General features: G+C 45.2%; 15 protein-coding genes, 2 tRNA genes and 3 pseudogenes. 10 read left to right on the plus strand and 10 right to left on the minus strand.

Annotation, left to right across the window (positions count from 1 at the left end; translation table 11 throughout):
* Positions 1-34: 34 nt before the first annotated feature.
* The 6 genes from SU60_RS14610 to lolB form a co-directional block, all read right to left on the minus strand.
* Positions 35-111 (minus strand) — tRNA-Met (locus SU60_RS14610).
* Positions 112-394: 283 nt separating this feature from the next.
* Entirely contained in the window at positions 395-1,486 is a 1,092-nt protein-coding gene (ychF, locus tag SU60_RS14615; protein ID WP_041156163.1) for a redox-regulated ATPase YchF, read from the minus strand.
* A gap of 10 nt (positions 1,487-1,496) precedes the next feature.
* Positions 1,497-2,087, minus strand: coding sequence for an aminoacyl-tRNA hydrolase (gene pth / locus SU60_RS14620; RefSeq protein ID WP_041156164.1), 591 nt, complete (start codon positions 2,085-2,087; stop codon positions 1,497-1,499).
* A 171-nt stretch (positions 2,088-2,258) separates the two neighbouring features.
* Complete coding sequence (locus SU60_RS14625) at positions 2,259-3,203, minus strand: ribose-phosphate pyrophosphokinase (RefSeq protein ID WP_041156165.1); 945 nt, start codon at positions 3,201-3,203, stop codon at positions 2,259-2,261.
* Between the two features lie 27 nt (positions 3,204-3,230).
* Positions 3,231-4,118 (minus strand): 4-(cytidine 5'-diphospho)-2-C-methyl-D-erythritol kinase, encoded by an 888-nt coding sequence (gene ispE / locus SU60_RS14630; protein ID WP_084735856.1) that lies wholly within the window; start codon positions 4,116-4,118, stop codon positions 3,231-3,233.
* Positions 4,100-4,738: a lipoprotein insertase outer membrane protein LolB gene (lolB, locus tag SU60_RS14635; RefSeq protein ID WP_084735864.1), complete on the minus strand. Its 639-nt coding sequence runs from the start codon at positions 4,736-4,738 to the stop codon at positions 4,100-4,102. Before lolB ends, ispE begins: the two co-directional genes overlap by 19 nt.
* Before the next feature lie 134 nt (positions 4,739-4,872).
* On the opposite strand from lolB, the gene hemA reads away from it, so the two are divergent.
* The 8 genes and pseudogenes from hemA to ybaK all read left to right on the plus strand — a co-directional run bounded on the left by hemA (position 4,873) and on the right by ybaK (position 12,879).
* Complete coding sequence (gene hemA, locus SU60_RS14640) at positions 4,873-6,129, plus strand: glutamyl-tRNA reductase (protein ID WP_041156167.1); 1,257 nt, start codon at positions 4,873-4,875, stop codon at positions 6,127-6,129.
* A gap of 29 nt (positions 6,130-6,158) precedes the next feature.
* Positions 6,159-7,247 (plus strand): peptide chain release factor 1, encoded by a 1,089-nt coding sequence (prfA, locus tag SU60_RS14645; protein WP_041156168.1) that lies wholly within the window; start codon positions 6,159-6,161, stop codon positions 7,245-7,247.
* Positions 7,248-7,250: 3 nt separating this feature from the next.
* Positions 7,251-8,105, plus strand: a complete 855-nt coding sequence (gene prmC / locus SU60_RS14650; RefSeq protein ID WP_041156169.1) for a peptide chain release factor N(5)-glutamine methyltransferase — start codon at positions 7,251-7,253, stop codon at positions 8,103-8,105.
* Between the two features lie 113 nt (positions 8,106-8,218).
* Positions 8,219-8,601 (plus strand): annotated as a pseudogene (locus tag SU60_RS14655) (SirB2 family protein).
* 5 nt (positions 8,602-8,606) lie between these two features.
* Positions 8,607-9,416, plus strand: coding sequence for a SirB1 family protein (locus tag SU60_RS14660; RefSeq protein ID WP_041156170.1), 810 nt, complete (start codon positions 8,607-8,609; stop codon positions 9,414-9,416).
* A gap of 65 nt (positions 9,417-9,481) precedes the next feature.
* Positions 9,482-10,333, plus strand: a complete 852-nt coding sequence (kdsA, locus tag SU60_RS14665) for a 3-deoxy-8-phosphooctulonate synthase (RefSeq protein ID WP_041156171.1) — start codon at positions 9,482-9,484, stop codon at positions 10,331-10,333.
* Positions 10,334-10,576: 243 nt separating this feature from the next.
* The gene (gene ushA, locus SU60_RS14670) at positions 10,577-12,259 is read left to right on the plus strand and encodes a bifunctional UDP-sugar hydrolase/5'-nucleotidase UshA (RefSeq protein WP_041156172.1); all 1,683 of its coding nucleotides are present in this window, start codon (positions 10,577-10,579) and stop codon (positions 12,257-12,259) included.
* Positions 12,260-12,406: 147 nt separating this feature from the next.
* Positions 12,407-12,879, plus strand: a pseudogene (gene ybaK, locus SU60_RS14675) (Cys-tRNA(Pro) deacylase).
* Between the two features lie 89 nt (positions 12,880-12,968).
* On the opposite strand, the gene rluF reads toward ybaK, so the two are convergent.
* The 3 genes from rluF to SU60_RS21450 form a co-directional block, all read right to left on the minus strand.
* Positions 12,969-14,075, minus strand: a complete 1,107-nt coding sequence (gene rluF / locus SU60_RS14680; protein ID WP_041156173.1) for a 23S rRNA pseudouridine(2604) synthase RluF — start codon at positions 14,073-14,075, stop codon at positions 12,969-12,971.
* Between the two features lie 96 nt (positions 14,076-14,171).
* Positions 14,172-14,753 (minus strand): DNA endonuclease SmrA, encoded by a 582-nt coding sequence (smrA, locus tag SU60_RS14685; protein WP_041156174.1) that lies wholly within the window; start codon positions 14,751-14,753, stop codon positions 14,172-14,174.
* A gap of 124 nt (positions 14,754-14,877) precedes the next feature.
* Positions 14,878-15,018 (minus strand): DUF3149 domain-containing protein, encoded by a 141-nt coding sequence (locus tag SU60_RS21450; RefSeq protein WP_041156175.1) that lies wholly within the window; start codon positions 15,016-15,018, stop codon positions 14,878-14,880.
* Between the two features lie 261 nt (positions 15,019-15,279).
* On the opposite strand from SU60_RS21450, the gene SU60_RS14695 reads away from it, so the two are divergent.
* Positions 15,280-15,356: transfer RNA gene (locus SU60_RS14695), tRNA-Pro, on the plus strand.
* Between the two features lie 283 nt (positions 15,357-15,639).
* Here the strand turns inward: SU60_RS14695 and SU60_RS14700 are convergent.
* Positions 15,640-16,512, minus strand: a complete 873-nt coding sequence (locus SU60_RS14700) for a TraB/GumN family protein (protein ID WP_041156176.1) — start codon at positions 16,510-16,512, stop codon at positions 15,640-15,642.
* A gap of 517 nt (positions 16,513-17,029) precedes the next feature.
* Between SU60_RS14700 and SU60_RS14705 the strand changes: the two are divergent.
* Positions 17,030-19,680, plus strand: a pseudogene (locus tag SU60_RS14705) (beta-N-acetylhexosaminidase).
* The last annotated feature ends 103 nt before the right edge of the window (positions 19,681-19,783 follow it).

A 19,783-nucleotide genomic window follows, 5' to 3' on the forward strand; every position in this document is an offset into this window, starting at 1 on the left:
TTCCTAATTGCTCTGATAGAAAAGCATTTAGGAATGGTGGCTACGACGGGATTCGAACCTGTGACCCCATCATTATGAGTGATGTGCTCTAACCAGCTGAGCTACGTAGCCAAAACCATGTTTTTTCTCTCGACTGACAATGGTCTTGTCGTCGGGAACGGCGCGCATTATGCGAAGTTGAGTGAGATCCGTCAATAGTTTTTTTCAATAAATCCAGGAAAAAACCTTGTTCGCTTTCTTTTTAAACAAAGAGGCGTGTTTATGATCAAAAACTGGAAATAAATTAGCGTGCAACTAGGGAGTTTACTGTAGGTATCTGGTTTCAGAAGTAAAAAAAGCCAGCTTTCACGCTGGCTTTTTGTGTAAATGAAGTGTTTAAAATTCATTCATTTAATTAAACATTGAAACGGAAGTGAACAACATCGCCGTCTTTTACGATGTAGTCTTTCCCTTCTAGACGCCATTTACCTGCATCTTTAGCGCCACTTTCACCCTTGTGTTGAATGAAGTCGTCGTAACCTACGACTTCTGCACGGATAAAGCCTTTTTCAAAGTCGGTGTGTATTTTACCAGCGGCTTTTGGCGCCGTTGCACCGACAGGAATTGTCCAGGCTCTAACTTCTTTAACACCTGCGGTGAAGTAGGTATGCAAGTCTAGCAACTCGTAACCTGCACGGATCACGCGGTTTAAACCAGGTTCTTCTATGCCCATATCTGCGAGGAACTCTTCGCGCTCGTCGTCTTCAAGTTCTGCCATTTCAGATTCAATCGCAGCACAGACTGGAACAACTACGTTGTTTTCTTTCTCTGCGTACTCACGCACAGCGTCTAGGTAGGCGTTGTCTTCAAAACCGTCTTCGTTGACGTTAGCGATGTACATGGTTGGCTTGAGCGTTAGGAAGTTTAGGTAGCCTACTGCTGCCAGTTCTTCTTTAGAAAGCTCAACCGTACGAGCCATGCCACCTTCAGTCAGTACTGGAAGTAGCTTTTCAAGCACAGTCAGTTCGAATTTTGCGTCCTTGTCGCCGCCTTTAGCTTTCTTTGCATTACGCTGCATAGCGCGTTCACAAGAATCAAGGTCAGCCATGGCAAGTTCCAAGTTGATGACTTCGATATCTTCAATTGGTGATACTTTGCCTGATACGTGGACGATGTTGTCGTTTTCGAAACAACGCACAACGTGGCCAATCGCGTCCGTTTCACGGATGTTCGCTAGGAATTTGTTACCTAAACCTTCACCACGTGATGCACCAGCAACGAGGCCTGCGATGTCCACGAACTCCATCGTCGTTGGAAGAACTCTCTGTGGGTTAACGATCTCTGCAAGTGCATCGAGACGTAGATCTGGCACAGGAACCACACCAGTGTTTGGTTCAATAGTACAGAACGGGAAGTTAGCCGCTTCGATGCCTGCTTTAGTAAGTGCGTTGAACAGAGTTGATTTACCAACGTTAGGTAGACCAACGATGCCACATTTAAAACCCATGATAGTAACCTTATTCAGCTTTGAACGTGTGGAGGCGGTTTTGTGCTTTTGACAGCCCATCCTTCATTAGAATGTCTAGACAGCGCACCGACTCGTCGGCAGCGGCATCCAATAGCTCTTGCTCTTTAGCGGGAGCTTTGCCTAGTACAAAACCTGCTACTCTATCTTTGTGCCCTGGATGGCCAATTCCAATCCGGAGGCGATAAAAATCTTTATTGTTTCCAAGTTTGCTTATTGTGTCACGCAGTCCATTATGTCCTCCATGACCACCACCTTTTTTAAACTTAGCGACACCTGGCGGTAAGTCTAGCTCGTCATGAGCAACCATAATTTCTTCTGGTTTAATTTGGTAAAACTTTGCCATTGCAGCAACCGATTTGCCAGACAGGTTCATAAATGTGGTTGGAATGAGCAAACGGAGATCCTGTCCATTGATCATGATGCGGCCTGTTACCCCGAAAAACTTTGGCTCGTTCTTCAGTGTAATGTTATGCACGCGAGCTAATTCTTCTACGACCCAAGCACCCGCATTATGGCGAGTTTTAGCATATTCTGGTCCCGGATTAGCAAGACCAACAAGAAGTTTGATTTGTTGACTCAAGGTTAGGATCTCTCTGGAATCTCAAAAAGCGCAGTATGATAGCACAGAAAACTCGCAGAGGGTGAACTCACAATATACGATCTTTTGTACTCACATCGTGCACACTCAGTACCAATAAAAAAACACCCCAAAGAGGGGTGTTTCAAAATCAGGCTAACTGAAATGTTCGAATTAATTGAACATTGCAGATATTGACTCTTCGTTGCTGATACGACGAATCGCTTCAGCCAGCATGCGAGACAGGCTAAGTGTGGTTACTTTACCTGTCGCTTCCATCTCTTTTTTCATCGTAATTGAATCTGTTACGATCACTTGGTCTAGAACAGAATTACCGATGTTTTGTGCCGCATTGCCAGAGAACACTGCGTGAGTTGCGTAAGCGAATACACGTTTAGCTCCGCGTTCTTTGAGTGCTTCCGCTGCTTTACAAAGTGTACCGCCAGTGTCGATCATATCATCAACGATGACACAGTCGCGACCTTCAACGTCACCGATTAGGTTCATCACTTCAGAAACGTTTGCACGTGGACGACGCTTATCAACGATAGCAATATCGATGTCACCCAGTGCTTTCGCGGTTGCTCGAGCGCGAACAACGCCACCTAAATCAGGAGAGACAACCACAGGGTTTTCTAGGCCACGCGCCTGCATATCTTCTAGAAGCACTGGAGTGCCGAAGATATTGTCTACAGGTACATCGAAGAAGCCTTGAATTTGCTCTGCATGTAGGTCGATAGTAAGAACGCGGTCAACACCAACGTTGGATAGGAAATCAGCAACAACTTTTGCAGTAATTGGCACACGAGAAGAACGTACACGACGATCTTGGCGAGCGTAACCAAAGTAAGGAATAACTGCAGTGATACGGCCTGCTGAAGCACGGCGCATTGCATCAATCATAACAACCAATTCCATTAGGTTGTCGTTAGTCGGTGCACAAGTGGATTGAATGATGAAAACATCGCTACCACGAACATTCTCATTGATTTGAACTGCAACTTCGCCATCAGAAAAGCGAGAAACAGATGCATCACCAAGAGAGATGTATAGACGATCAGCAATACGTTGGGCTAGTTCAGGTGTTGCGTTACCAGCAAATAGCTTCATATCAGGCACGGTGGAAACCTCGGGTTTGCGTCCAGTTTAAATAGGTCGGTGTGAGGCTGATTGGTATTCAGCCAAAGTCTCTTTTAGTGGCGAAATATTGCGGCCATGAGCGACAAATGCCGAGACGTTATCAGAGAGTTGTGCAAGGAGAGTTTCTGCTTCTGTCTTGCTCGAAAATTCAGCAAAAACGCAAGATCCTGTCCCAGTCAATCTTGACGGCGCGTATTGTAGCAGCCATGAAAGTTGCTTATCAACCTCTGGGTAGAGCATTCGTACAATTTTTTCGCAATCGTTTACGTTTGGTGTGTTCAAAAGTGTTTCCAGATCGCGTTTTGGGGTGTTTCGCGTCAGATTTGGATGACAAAAAACGTCGGCGGTAGCGATGGAAACATTCGGTCTGATGACGAGATACCACTTTTCTTCTGGGTAAGCCGGAGACAATTTCTCCCCAACTCCTTCCGCAAAAGCGGCAAAACCTCGCACAAATACCGGTACATCCGCACCAAGCTTCAGGCCAATCTCCGCTAACTCATCATCACTGAGATTCAGTTGCCACAAATAATTGAGCGCAACCAGTGTCGTCGCGGCATTCGATGAGCCTCCTCCGATACCGCCTCCCATAGGAAGGATTTTATGCAGTTCAATATGCGCACCAAGCTGACAGTTCGCGTAGTTTTGCAAGGCGGTCGCTGCTTTCCAAATGAGATTGTCTTGCAAAGGCACGCCTTGTATTGCTGGCGAAAGGGTAATGTCACCAGAGTGATTAGCTTGGATAGTAAGCTCGTCACCGTAATCGATAAATTGGAACAGGGTTTGCAGCTCGTGATAGCCGTTTTCAGTCCGACCATTGATATAAAGAAAGAGATTCAATTTTGCTGGTGAGGGCCAACGGGTTGAAATGTCGATCATTGGGCGATGTTCCATTTTGTGATCATGAGGTTTATTTTTACGTCAGAGGTGGTCAGTTTTAGTCGACTTGGCAAAGGCAGGGCATGCTTATGCCATTGTACATCAGTGTATCTTTGGTATGCGATACTCCACTGATTTAAATCTATTTTCTTTTCTAAACCTTGCAGTGTGTTGGTTGCAGAGAGTTGGAACTTGTCTGCGTCGGTTGGTAAGCCAAGCAACCAATCTGGCATATGATCAACGGGTATCATTAATCCGGTGAGACGGTAAATCAATTGGTTGGCATCGCGAGCAGAAAGTACTTGATCATCGTATGTTTCTACTGTTGCTCCTTGGGGAGTGATGGTCAGGTTTAATGCGGTTTGACCAAGTATTGTCGTGAGTCGAAGCTGGCTAAGTGCAGATGAGTGCTTCCAGAAAAAATTCAGGTTCTGCCTTTGCTCTGGCCCAATATAACCGAGTTTTCCAGTCGCCTGAAACGTTTGAATAGATTCTAGTTTTTTTTCATGTGCTTGCCACTCTACGCTGGTGACACTTTCTGGAATAGAAGAACAACCAACCAGTAAAAGGCCGGATAGGAGAAAGATAATAAAGGAGCGTAAGGTCATGTTTGATGGCTTATTAATCGATTTCATCTGTATTCGTTCACAACTATAGCATTGAAAAGACGGACTTAGGAAAACAAATCCGGCTTACCCTTTCAATAACTGCGTCCTTACAGTAAAATTCTGAACCTATTTTATAATCGATCTCAGAGATACCACGTTAGATGTCCTTGCTTGCTATTGGAATTAATCACAATACAGCGTCTGTCGACTTGCGAGAGAAGGTGGCGTTTGGGCCGGACAAATTGGGTCCAGCCTTAGAACAGCTTCGCGAGCATGAAGCGGTCAACGGTAGTGTGATCGTGTCAACTTGTAACCGAACGGAGTTGTACTGCGATGTAAAGCAAGGAGCGCGAAATAAACTGATCGATTGGCTGGCTCAGTTCCATCAAGTGAGCCGAGAAGATTTGATGCCAAGCCTTTATGTACATGAAGAGCAGGCGGCCATTCGACACTTGATGCGCGTGTCTTGTGGGCTTGACTCATTGGTATTGGGTGAACCCCAAATTCTAGGGCAGGTCAAACAAGCGTTTTTTGATTCACGCGAACATCAATCTGTTGATGCATCAATAGACAAATTGTTTCAGAAAAACTTTTCTGTAGCCAAGCGCGTTCGCACTGAAACAGATATTGGCGGTAATGCGGTGTCGGTCGCCTATGCGGCCTGTACGCTTGCTAAACACATATTTGAATCTTTATCTGACTCGACGGTTTTACTGGTTGGCGCTGGCGAAACCATTGAGTTGGTCGCCAAGCACTTATCCTCGAATGGTTGTGGGAACATGATTGTCGCTAACCGTACTAAGGAGCGAGCACAGGGCTTGGCCGAACAGTTCGGTGCAGAAGTGATCAGTTTGAATGAAATTCCAGATCATTTGGCAAGAGCGGATATTGTGATTAGTTCGACGGCAAGCCCGTTGCCGATCATTGGCAAAGGGATGGTAGAAACGGCATTAAAGAAACGTCGACATCAACCTATGTTGTTGGTCGATATTGCCGTTCCTCGGGACGTTGAAGCACAAGTCGGGGAGCTGAACGACGCTTATTTGTATTCGGTCGATGATTTGCAATCTATAATCGATAACAATATTGAGCAACGTAAATTAGAAGCGATTCAGGCTGAAGCGATTGTAAGTGAGGAAAGTGCTGCGTTTATGACGTGGTTACGTTCCCTACAAGCTGTAGATAGCATTCGGGATTACCGAGCGGCAGCTAATGAAATACGCGAGGACTTGCTCAGTAAAAGTTTGCAGTCTTTGGCAGCAGGCGCTGAACCAGAAAAAGTTCTACGTGAACTCAGTAACAAGCTCACCAATAAATTAATTCACGCCCCGACTCGTGCATTGCAAAGCGCGGCGGAACAGGGCGAACCGGCAAAATTAACGATTATCCGCCAGACTCTTGGCTTGGATGATCTGTGACTCACGCTTTTTATTAAGAAAACGACACTATGAAAGCCTCTATTCTGACTAAGCTTGAAACGCTAGTCGAACGTTACGAAGAAGTACAACATCTTCTTGGTGATCCTGACGTCATTGGCGATCAGGACAAATTCCGTGCTCTATCTCGAGAGTACTCTCAGCTAGAGGAAGTGACAAAGTGCTTCCAGGCTTATCAACAAGCGCAAGAAGATCTTGTTGCGGCTGAAGAGATGGCAAACGAAGACGATCCTGAAATGCGCGAAATGGCGCAAGAAGAAATTAAAGAAGCTAAAGCGACCATCGAGCGTTTAGCCGATGAACTACAAATACTGCTTTTGCCTAAAGATCCGAACGATGACCGTAACTGTTTCTTAGAAATTCGTGCTGGTGCGGGGGGCGATGAAGCGGGTATTTTTGCTGGTGATTTATTCCGTATGTACAGCAAATTCGCAGAGAAAAAAGGCTGGCGTATCGAAGTGATGTCTTCTAACGAATCAGAACATGGTGGTTACAAAGAGATGATCGCCAAAGTCAGTGGTGAAGGCGCATACGGCATCTTGAAGTTTGAGTCAGGTGGCCACCGCGTACAACGTGTGCCAGCAACCGAATCACAAGGTCGCGTTCATACTTCTGCGTGTACTGTTGCGATTATGGCGGAAATTCCGGAAGCGGAAATTCCAGAAATCAAAGCGGCTGACCTTAAAATAGACACATTCCGTGCATCGGGCGCAGGTGGTCAGCACGTCAACACCACAGATTCTGCTATCCGTATCACTCACTTACCAACCGGTACTGTTGTGGAGTGTCAGGACGAACGTTCACAGCACAAAAACAAAGCGAAAGCGATGGCAGTGCTTGCCGCTCGTATTATCCAAGCGGAAGAAGCAAAGCGTGCAGCCGAAGTCTCAGACACCCGTCGTAACCTACTTGGTTCGGGTGACCGCAGTGACCGTATTCGCACTTACAACTATCCACAAGGGCGCGTTTCTGATCACCGTATCAACCTAACGGTATACCGCTTGAATGAAGTGATGGAAGGGGATCTACAAAGTTTGATCGATCCAGTGATTCAAGAACACCAAGCAGATCAGTTAGCGGCACTTGCCGAGAACGTGTAACTCATGGCTCAAGCTCAATCGATTGAACAAGCACTGAAGAGTGCCACGGCAAAACTCACAGCAGGCGGCAAAACGTCGCCTGCTTTAGATGCCGCTGTACTGCTTTGCTTTGTGCTCGATAAACCAAGGTCTTACCTTCTTACTTGGCCAGAAAAAGCGTTAGAAACGCAGCAGCAAGAGCAATTTGAAGCATTACTTGAAAGGCGTCTCACAGGAGAACCAGTGGCTTACATTATTGGTGAGCGGGAGTTCTGGTCATTACCTTTGAAAGTCTCGCCCTCGACGTTAATCCCAAGGCCCGATACCGAGCGTTTGGTCGAAGTCGCGCTGGATAAAACCTTCAATCAGAGTGGGGCCATACTTGATCTAGGTACAGGAACCGGTGCAATCGCGTTGGCACTGGCATCGGAACTACCGAAACGACAAGTCATCGGCGTTGATCTCAAATCAGAAGCAAAACAACTGGCCGAGTTGAATGCTGCCCAGCTAAACATTAAAAATGTGACGTTTAACCAAGGCAGTTGGTTCGAACCAATTGAGTTGGGTACAAAGTTTGCTTTAATTGTTTCCAATCCTCCTTACATTGATGAAAAAGATCCGCACCTTGCGCAAGGGGATGTTCGCTTCGAGCCAAAGTCCGCCCTAGTGGCAGATGAACAGGGACTCGCAGACATTCGCTATATCGCAAATACTGCGCGTCAGTATTTAGAGTTAGGAGGGTGGCTTGTGTTTGAGCATGGTTACGATCAAGCTAGTGCCGTTCGGGATATTATGAGCGACTTTGGCTACCAGCAAGTCACCACAGAGAAAGATTACGGTGGCAACGATCGAGTAACGCTCGGTTGTTTCACCCCATAACCACATTGAGTCAGTCAGCAGCCACTGTTGCCATGGTTAAAATTGCGAACACCAAAGCAATAAACGGTTTCATCGTGTTTGTAACCAGTGGCACAATACAAAAGAGAAGATAAATGTACGTAGCTTTAAAACATATTCACCTCCTAACCGTGGCGCTCAGTGCCACGTTATTATCGATCCGATTCGTATTGATGATGATGAACTCTCCAAAGCGCAACCATCGTTTTCTAAAAGTGTTTCCCCATGTGTAGATACTGCGCTGCTATTGTCTGGTATTGCTCTTATCTTTATCACTGGTTTTGTTCCGTTTACCGATGCTGCACCATGGTTGACGAATAAGATCACCTGCGTACTCGCGTACATCGCCTTAGGTTTTTTTGCATTGAAGTTAGCAAAAAACAAACTTCTGCAAATTTTTGGCTTTTTAGGCGCGCTGGGTTGGTTGGTGATGGCTGCGAATATTGCTGTTTCTAAAAGTCCGACGTTATTTGGGTAATCACTATGCTGGAGTTTTTTGACGAAGATTTCGACAATATGCCACTGGTGGATGGGGCGTTAGAGCTAAACAAGTCTATCAACCCAGAAACAGATGTAGATTGGGCGAAGCAAGAGCTAGAACGTTTATACCAAGAAGCGGAAGCCGCATTAGTTCATGAAACCGATGAAGAGCAACGATTAGATTCTTTTTTGCGTTTGTTTTTTCATGAATGGGGTTTTAAAGGTGACGAGCAAGAGTATTTTATCTCTGACAACAGTTTTATTGATAAGGTGCTCGAACGCAAAAAAGGGATACCTGTCAGTTTAGGAGCAGTACTGCTACATCTTGGCCAAAAGCTCGGTTTTCCTTTAAAGGGCGTCACTTTCCCAACGCAATTTTTACTCAAAGTTGATTGGATGCACAAAGCACCTGATTACATCAACCCATTTAATGGCGAGTATGTGGGCAAGAAAATTTTACAAGCTTGGTTGATTGGTCAAGAAGGCCCGCTTGCGCAGCTAAAACCAGAGCATTTTGAAGAAGCCGATAACCCAACCATCATTGGCCGTTGGTTAGCGCTGATTAAAAGCGCCATGCTACGTGAAGAGCGTTACACGTTAGCGTTGCGCTGTACTAATCTTGCCCTCACGTTTGTGCCTGACGATCCTTACGAAATTCGTGATCGTGGTTTTATCTTCCAGCAGTTGGAGTGCCATCAAGTGGCTGTGTCAGATTTCCAGTACTTTATTGACCAGTGCCCCGACGATCCTGCTTCTGAGCTACTAAAATCGCAAGTGAATGTGATGACTGAAAAGCAAGTGACGCTGCACTAAATCAGACCTAATTTTATCGATGTGCTTGATGTGGCGCATCGTGGACAGAAAGAAAGAGAATCAATATGGAACAGAAAATCGTTAATATCGGCGACCTTCAGGTTGCGAACGACAAGCCGTTTACCTTATTCGCAGGCATGAACGTTCTCGAGTCTCGTGATCTTGCTATGCAGATTTGTGAACACTACGTAAAAGTGACCGATAAACTGGGTATTCCATACGTATTTAAAGCCTCGTTCGATAAAGCAAACCGCAGCTCTGTTCACTCGTACCGTGGCCCTGGCTTGGAAGAAGGTATGAAAATCTTCCAAGAGCTAAAAGACACGTTTGGCGTGAAAATTATTACGGATGTTCATACAGAAGCACAGGCACAACCGGTAGCGGATGTGGTCGATGTTATTCAGCTTCCGGCTTTTCTTGCTCGTCAAACAGACCTTGTTGAAGCTATGGCAAAAACAGGTGCGGTTATCAATGTTAAGAAACCTCAGTTTATGAGCCCTGGTCAAGTAGGCAATATTGTTGAGAAGTTTGCCGAGTGTGGTAACGAAAATATCATTCTTTGTGAGCGCGGCTCTTGCCATGGATATGATAACTTAGTTGTGGATATGCTTGGTTTTGGCGTAATGAAAAACGCGTCGAAAGGCAGCCCAATCATTTTTGATGTCACCCACTCATTACAAATGCGTGATCCATCAGGTGCGGCATCTGGTGGCCGTCGTGAACAGACGGTGGAACTGGCAAAAGCAGGTCTGGCGACAGGCATTGCGGGTCTATTCATTGAAGCTCACCCGAACCCAGAGCAAGCACGTTGTGATGGGCCATCCGCTCTGCCACTCGACAAGCTAGAGCCATTCCTTGCACAAATGAAGTCTCTGGATGATTTGATCAAAAGCTTTGCGGACATTGATATCAAATAGCCACACTGTGATTCATCTCAAAAATAGCCAACCAAGTGTTGGCTATTTTTTTGTCTGTGATCTCAATAAGGATGGCTTTTCGACCTCACTTTCGAATATTGATGATCAATGCATCATAATCGTGAAATCAATATGTTAGGCGACATTTATTTGGTTAGACTACACTCATTGATTAGCAACAAAAATTTTGTTGCTTAAAAGCATCAAAGCAGTGGACCTCAAAAGAAAGAAAAAGGTAAGGCAATGAAACAACGTCTGATGATAAAAACCGCATTAAGTGCCGCGATTCTGTTTACTCTTGGTGGGTGTGCGACAGAACCAGCCCATGAATGGAATGAAAACACGACCTACAAGTTAACCGTTCTGCATACAAACGATCACCATGGCCGCTTTTGGCAAAACAAATACGGTGAATATGGCATGGCAGCACGGAAAACCCTAATCGATGAGTTACGTGATGAAATCAGAGAGGAAGGCGGCAGCGTATTGCTTCTTTCTGGTGGTGATATCAATACAGGAGTTCCCGAGTCTGATTTACAAGATGCTGAGCCTGACTTCAAAGGGATGAGTAAAATTGGCTATGATGCCATGGCGTTAGGTAATCATGAGTTTGATAATCCACTCGACGTGTTGTTTAAACAACAAGAGTGGGCAAACTTCCCGCTGCTATCTGCCAACATTTACGACAAGAAAACGGGTAAGCGTTTATTCCAGCCTTATGAAATGTTCAATAAACAGGGCATCAAAATCGCGGTTATTGGATTAACGACAGAAGATACCGCGAAACTTGGGAACCCAGAGTTTATTGAGCAAATTGATTTCCGCGATCCCAAAGAGGAAGCGAAAAAACTGATTGCCGAATTAAAACAGACCGAAAAGCCTGATTTAATCATTGCAGCTACCCATATGGGGCACTACGAAAATGGTAATCGTGGAATCAATGCGCCAGGTGATGTGGCATTGGCTCGTTACCTAGCTGAAGGCGATTTGGATATGATCGTCGGTGGGCATTCACAAGAGCCAGTCTGTATGGAAGGGCCGAACGTTATTAAAAAGAATTTCAAACCTGGCGACGAATGTAAACCGGATCTGCAAAATGGTACCTATATTGTACAAGCCTACGAATGGGGTAAGTATGTGGGACGTGCAGATTACGAGTTCCGCAATGGTGAACTCTCGATGGTAAGCTACGATCTGATTCCGGTGAACTTGAAGAAAAAAATCGAAGTTAACGGAGAATCACAACGTGTCCTTGTGCAAGATGAAATTGCTCAAGATGAAGCGATGTTGTCCTTCCTGCGTCCTTATCAGGAGAAAGGTCAGGGGCAGCTTAATGTTAAAATTGCCGAGTCAAATGGTAAGTTGGAAGGCGATCGTAACGTCGTGCGTTTCCAACAAACTAACTTAGGTCGTTTGATTGCCACGGCTCATATGCAGCGTGCAAAAGCGGACTTTGCCATCATGAACTCCGGTGGCGTGAGAGACTCTATAGCGCCGGGTGACATTACCTACAAAGATGTTTTAACGGTACAGCCATTTGGCAATATGGTGACTTATGTTGATATGACTGGACAAGAGGTGCTGGATTATTTGAACGTGGTTGCAACCAAACCCGTTGATTCTGGTGCGTACGCTCAGTTTGCTGGTATCTCGATGAGCATCGAAAATGGTCAAGTGACGAATGTTTTTATCGGTGAGAAACAGTTGAATTTAGATGACCAATATCGCTTTACCGTACCAAGTTATAACGCTGCTGGTGGCGATGGTTACCCGAAGATTGACGACCATCCAGGTTACGTCAACACAGGCTTTACGGATGCAGAAGTGTTAAAAGAATATCTGCAATCGCACAGTCCAATTGACGTTAATGAATATGCGCCTGCGGGGCAAGTTAAATACATCACCAATAATGTAATCGTACAGTAACTTGCTTATGTCATTTGAGGATATGAGTTAATCAAGTTCATTGTCATTGGTGATAAACGATTGACTCAAACTTGTCGATATCATTAACTTAAAACACAGAGTCCGTTTAATGACTCTGTGTTTTTTGTTTTTAGAAGGAGAGTATTGATGACTCCGGCCATTAATCTAGCGAAAAAGAAAAAAGTGCCACACACCATTCATCAGTATGAACACGACCCAAGAGCCGATAGTTATGGACTGGAAGCGGCAGAGGTGTTGGGGCAAGACCCTAAGACGGTGTTTAAAACATTACTGTTTTGTTTAAATGGTGAACCAAGAAATTTGGCGGTTGCATTATTCCTGTCGATCAGAAATTGAATCTTAAACTGGCAGCAAAAGCAGCCAAAGGAAAGAAAGCGGATATGGCTGATGCGGATATTGCACAGAAAACAACTGGCTACGTTGTCGGCGGAATCAGCCCGTTGGGGCAGAAAAAAGCATTGCCAACATTTTTGCATGAAAGTGCGAATGAGCTGGACACGATTTGTGTCAGTGCAGGGAAGCGAGGGCTAGAGATAGAGTTGGCCCCACAAGATCTGTTGCTGTTAACTCGTGGTCAGTTTGCATCGTTGTGTTTGTAATTGAGCGAGATTTTTGCTTTTAACTACAGGACGCATAAGCGTCCTGTAGTTATATGGGGCAGGCTATCTATGGCTTAGCAAGGATAGCGTTATTTTTTTAAGCTCAATGTGCCGCCACTACGTTTTGCTGGCTTGCTAGGTTTTGTCGCATTCGGATTCGCGTAGAATTGCTTTGGCTTACTTGGTGCATGCGGCTTATGTTGTGATTGAGATTTTGCGTCTTGCCCTGCGGGTTTCGCCCGGTCTCGTTCTTTGGCTGGACGTGCGCTTTCGTTCTGGCGCTGACGGTGTCCCTGCTGAACTTTTTTCGAGTTAGGAGCATGGCGAAACTCATCCGCGTTATTTCCACGGAAGGTACGCGTTTTTTGGTTGCGACGAGCGGTGGACTCTTGGTTTTCATCTCGGCTATCAAACAGCTTTGCGTCGGTCGCTTTTCGAATCTGGCGGCCTCGAGCATCCATTTTTGACGCTTCTTCCGTGCCAACAGAACCGTCGCACATCGCGAGAATTTCATTGACTTCATTATCAGTCAGGTAGCGCCACTTACCATTTGGGATGCCATCTAAAGAAATATTCATAATACGAACTCGACGCAGTTTAAACACTTCATAACCCAATGCTTCACACATACGACGGATCTGACGGTTTAAACCTTGAGTTAGAACGATACGGAAAGAGAATTTGGTCTCTTTGGTCACTTTACATGGCAGTGTGACGGTATCGAGAATTTTTACACCAGTCGACATTTGCTTGAGAAAATCGCCTGTGATGGGCTTGTCGACCCGTACTACGTATTCTTTCTCGTGGTTGTTACCTGCGCGAAGGATCTTGTTAACGATATCGCCGTCGTTGGTCAAAAAAATCAATCCGTCCGAAGGCTTATCGAGGCGACCGATCGGAAAAATACGTTTTTTATGACCAATAAAGTCAACAATGTTACCCGGGACATCTCTTTCTGTCGTACAGGTGATTCCGGTCGGCTTGTTCAGCGCGATATAGATAGGCCTTTCTTTCGCTGCAACTGGCTTGCCATCGACGCAGACATCATCACCAGGGAGCACTTTAGTGCCCATTTCTGGTGTATTGCCATTGATGGTGACACGACCTTGTTCAATCAATCGGTCGGCTTCACGACGTGAGCAAAAGCCAGTTTCGCTGATGAATTTGTTTAAGCGTTTCGCATTATCTTGTGACATGTTGGTCTCCTAACGTTTCACAACGGCGGTCAATAAGAATTCCCCTTAGCACTGGCAAGGGGAGATAAGGGAGCGCATTCTAACACCGAGGGAAGCTTAGCCCAATCGTTTTTGATGACGCTCTCGGTTTTCGAGTTTCTTATCGGCACTTTTCTTTAACAGTACGTAAACCGCGCCACTGCCACCATGGAAACGCTGCGCCGTGTGGACACATTGCACTTCATTGATTTGTTGCAGCCAACTACTAACAAAGCTTTTCATTAATGCTGGGGGATTAGAGCGTTCACCGCGACCGTGTACGATCATAACGGTTCGAATGTCCATAGAAATGCATTGTTTGAGGAACTTGACCACTTCATCACGTGCCTCTTTTAGCGTTTTGCGGTGTAAATCTAAACGAGCCTGAATTGGGTATTTCCCTAGGCGGAGTTTACGATATACGCCGTCTTGTACCCCATCGCGCTTGTATTCAACGAAGTCATCTGGCTTGAGCATGTTGGCATGGTCGAGCGACAAATATTCTGGGTCATCTTCTGTAAGCCATATTGCCGCTTCGCGCTTAGCAAGCTGTGCTTCCGTGACTTGATGAACCTTCTTGAGTTCTGCGGTATCTTGGGTGATAGGTTTAACGTCGCCCATCATCTGTTGAAATAAATCTAAATCGTCATCGTGAGACATAACGGCGATCTCATAAGAACTGGACAGGTAGATTATATTGACGAGATGTGGGAAAAAATCAATAAAAAACCGGAGTAGGCAAAAAACCGACTCCGGTGCAAAGCGTTTTTGGCTAAGCGAGATTCTAGTGAGGAGATTTGTCGTTCATTACCTTATAGATGAAGAAACCGCCGTAAAACAACATTAGACTTATCGCACCAAAGATCACAATCATTGATGATAGACCCACTGCATTACCAAATAGAAGATCAAACCAAAAGTCCATAATATTTCCTCTAAGATATTCCCGACAAGTGCCAAACTAAATTGCGGTGGTTTTTTCAGCACTGATCTGGATCAATTATGTTTCTAAGGTTAACAGACTGTGTTTAATTGTGAGCTGTTAGTCACATTTAGCGTGCTAGTGTTCAGTAATTCAGCAAACGAATTATGACAATGGATTTTTTTAGGAAAAGCACTTGCGTCTCAGATGAGAATCCGTAATATACCCATTCGTTGACGGGGATAACTTCCCAGTTAAACGTTTCGGTGAATAGCGCAGCTTGGTAGCGCATCTGGTTTGGGACCAGAGGGTCGGGGGTTCGAATCCCTCTTCACCGACCATATTTAGAGCCTCAGCAAGTTGCTGGGGCTTTTTCATATCTGAAAGGTCGTGAATAGCGCAGCTTGGTAGTGCATCTCGTTCTTTGTAAACATAGCGGACCAGAGGGTCGGGGCTGGAGCGCCAGTCCGATCGAATCCCTCTTCACCGACCAAATTTAGAGCCTCAGCAAATTGCTGGGGCTTTTTCATATCTACAGGTTGTAAATAGTGCTGCTTGGTAGGACCTAGGAGCTAGGACCTAGAACCTAGAACCTAGGCTCTACCTTCACCTAGATCTTCCATTTCAAATCTCACACCTAGCTTTGCCCGTCTTACCCAAAGGCGTTATCTCAAATCCGCGTTGTGCCAGCAGTTCAATGAGATTGTCTTGCCCGACCAAATGCAAACTACCGACGACGACTGTATAGCGGCCTTCTTTTTGCGGCAGTAGGTTGCCAGAGTCTAACTTTGCTGCCCAATCGCGGTTACGAGAATACAAGAACGCATCATTAAACTCATCACTGGCTTCATCCGTCAGTGTGGCCTCTATTAATGCGTTGTCGTCACCACTGCGCCAACTCTCAATAAGGCACTGAATCATCTCTTCCCCTCGGTGAGATTCTTTGAGTGTCGACATTAACATTTCTTTACCGGAATCAGGCTGACCTGAAATAAGGTCAACTTGAAACTGAAGTGACTCCAGAGAAAGGACGGGTATCCTTAGCTCATCGGCCTGATTAATCAAATGCATGTCCACGCCATTTTCAGCGATATATCCCAGTTTATTGACAAATGCGAGTTGAATCATCAATGCCGTGGACCAAGGCGGAGAATTAAGAAGTTGTTTTTCTGATAGTCCAAGTTCTTTTGCGATTTCTATCAGTTCTCTTCGTTGAGCTCTGTCTAGAATCATTTTTGTGGCGATGGAATCTTTTGGATAGACAATGGATTCCGAACTTCTGATATCCGCTTCGATGATTAATCCATTGCTTGTTTTCAGGTAGTTGGTGATGGCTCGGGGTAGTGGATACATACTATCGTCTCCTACATGAACGGAACCAATGATCATGTACTCGATGCTGCCTTTTTTCACTAACCAATGTTGTGGTTCTGCGAATGATGAAAAGGAAGTTAAGCCGACGATGAGAGATGACAGCAGTGCCATGAGACGAACCATATTTTTATCCTTTTATAGACTTCACTTTCAATTTATACCTTAGACAAGGGGCGGTGTAAAAACATGACCTATCTATGTTGGTATCGCTGTTGGTATCGCTTTTTTTGCTCCGACAAAACCGTCATTTCAATAAATTTTGACGAGCTTTAACGAGGGATAACTGTGAACAATTTCACATAACTGACTTTGACGGTGGTCTGCCCATCTTTTTGTTAATGCTTGGATGTGATCAGGGTCCAGTTAAACCCCGTTTAATCCATCGATATTCATGACACAGATCGCGAAAAACACGTCAAAAAGAGTTGTTCGTTTTTAACGTTTTTATTAAGTGTATGATTCTTTTTATTTTATTGTTGTGTTGAATTGTGAAGTTTGAGCAGGATCACTTCTTAATTTTATTTATTTTACGCTTAGAAAAAACAAGTTGTATGTTGAATGCATCGGTTGAACACACGGTTTGGTGTGCTCACTATTCTCATTATTGTCGTTTAAAATATGGATTTTTTGGGGAAGTAAGATGTTAAAACATAGCCTGATTGCTGCTTCTGTTATCACTACACTAGCGGGTTGCTCTGCGCTTCAGAGCAATGAACAACAAGTGGTCAATTCACTGGCCAATAACCTTGATATTCAATATGAAGTGTTGACCAACCACGGAGCGAACGATGGACTTGCCTGTCAAGACATGGGGGCGGAGTGGGCGTCTTGTAACAAGGTCAATATGACGTTAACCAACCAGGGTGACGCAGTTGAATCAAACGATTGGGCCATTTATTTTCATAGTATTCGTCTGATTCTGGACGTTGAAAATGAACAATTTAAAGTGACTCGTGTGACGGGAGATTTACACAAACTTGAACCTACAGACAAGTTTGACGGCTTCGCTGCCGGAGAAGAGGTTGTTATACCGCTAGTTGGAGAATACTGGCAATTATTCGATACGGACTTTATGCCTGGTGCATTTGTTGCGGCTGAAAATGCCGAACCAAAAATGATCGCATCTTTAAATACCGAAGACGTTGACTCTTTTGTTTCTGGACTTGAAGGGGACAACTTAAAGCGAACGCCTGATGACAACAATGTGTTTGCCAATGCGCTCACTCGTTTTGATAAAAATCTGGATTTAGAGAAGCAAGATGTTTCTGCGACGTTACTTCCTACCCCAATGCATGTTGAAGTCGGTAATGGGAATGTCGATATCGCAAATGGTCTTTCACTACCTAAATCTGCATTCGATGACGATCAATATGCGGCAATCCAAGCCCGAAGTGAGGTGATAGGCGTCGATATTGAAGGCCGTTTTCCTGTCAGGGTTTCCGTCGAACCAAGCGCTTTTTCTGGTGAACTGAAAAAGTCAGGTGCTTACCAGATGAGCATCAAACAAGATGGGATTTCAATTCAAGCATTTGATAAAACGGGCGCCTTTTATGCTGTGCAGTCTATCTTTGGTTTGATAGATAGCCAGAATACAGATTCACTGGCACAAGTTACGATTATAGACGCCCCGCGTTTTGCCTATCGTGGTGTTATGGTTGATGTAGCGCGTAACTTCCATTCAAAAGCGGCAATCCTAGCAACATTGGATCAAATGGCTGCGTACAAAATGAATAAGCTGCACTTACATTTGACTGATGACGAAGGCTGGCGTTTGGAGATTCCGGGTTTACCAGAACTGACAGAGATTGGTGCAAACCGTTGTTTTGATCTCGAAGAGAAAAGTTGCATATTGCCTCAGTTGGGATCCGGCCCAACCTCAGAGAACTTTGGTTCGGGTTACTTCAGTAAAGCGGATTACGTGGAGATCTTGAAGTATGCAAAAGCGCGCAGTATTGAGGTAATCCCAGAGATCGATATGCCAGCCCATGCCCGAGCCGCCGTCGTGTCAATGGAAGCGCGTTATGATCGCTTGATGGCTGAAGGGAAAGAAGCTCAGGCCAATGAATATCGTTTGATGGATCCGCAAGACACATCCAATGTCACTACGGTTCAGTTTTACGACAAGCAAAGCTTTATTAACCCATGCATGGAATCGTCAACACGCTTTGTGGATAAGGTCATTTCTGAAGTCGCAGCGATGCACCAAGAAGCGGGTTCTCCACTGACGACGTGGCACTTTGGTGGTGATGAAGCGAAAAACATCAAATTGGGCGCGGGTTTCCAAGATGTAAAAGCGCAAGAGAAAGTGAGTTGGAAAGGGAACATCGACCTTTCTAAACAAGACAAGCCATTCGCTCGCTCACCTCAGTGTCAAGCCTTGATTGCCGAAGGTAACGTCAGTGATTTTGCTCATTTACCAAGTCACTTCGCTGAGCAAGTGTCCAAGCTAGTTGCTGAGAAGGGCATTCCTAATTTCCAAGCATGGCAAGATGGTCTGAAATACAGTGAAGGCCCTAAAGCGTTTGCCACCGAAAACAATCGTGTAAACTTCTGGGACGTACTCTACTGGGGTGGAACCTCTTCGGTCTACGAATGGGCCCAGAAAGGTTATGACGTGATAGTGTCTAACCCAGACTATGTATATATGGATATGCCATACGAAGCCGACCCTAAAGAGCGTGGCTACTACTGGGCTACACGTGCGACAGACACGCGTAAAATGTTTGGCTTTGCGCCAGAAAACATGCCGCAAAATGCGGAAACCTCGTTGGATCGTGACGGTAATGGCTTCTCAGGCAAAGGCGAAATCAAGCGAAGCCGTTTTATGGATTGTCTGCACAGTTATGGTCTGAGACAGTACGTAATGATGAGCAATATCAATATATGGTATTCCCACGCGTACTGGCAGCAGCAGAGCGAGCATGGCACCGTGCAGAGTGGGAGAACGATTACCAAGTTGGGGTAGAGTACTCACAAGACACGAATCTTGTTAACAAAGACGCGTTAAATCGTGATTACAACCGCTTTGCTAACTTGCTTGGACAGCGTGAGTTGACCAAACTTGAAAAATCGGGCATTGAGTATCGTTTACCGGTTCCAGGAGCAAAGATCGACAATGGTCGCTTAACGATGAATGTTCAGTTTCCTGGTGTTGAGCTGCAGTATTCCCAAGATGGCAAAAACTGGCAGACATATTCTGATAATGCTCGTCCAGCCGTTAACGGTGAAGTGTTTATCCGTTCCGTATCACAAACTGGTCAACGTGCGAGTCGTGTAACCAGCGTCCGATAATCATAGCGTTGGTGAGCGGAATACTCTGTTAAAATAGGTTCCTTACTTAAAGCCCTCAAACCTGTTATTAGGTTGAGGGCTTTGTTTTTATGGGGAAACCTGA

It is taken from the genome of Vibrio mytili (assembly GCF_000830505.1).
In the GTDB taxonomy this organism is placed as follows: domain Bacteria; phylum Pseudomonadota; class Gammaproteobacteria; order Enterobacterales; family Vibrionaceae; genus Vibrio; species Vibrio mytili.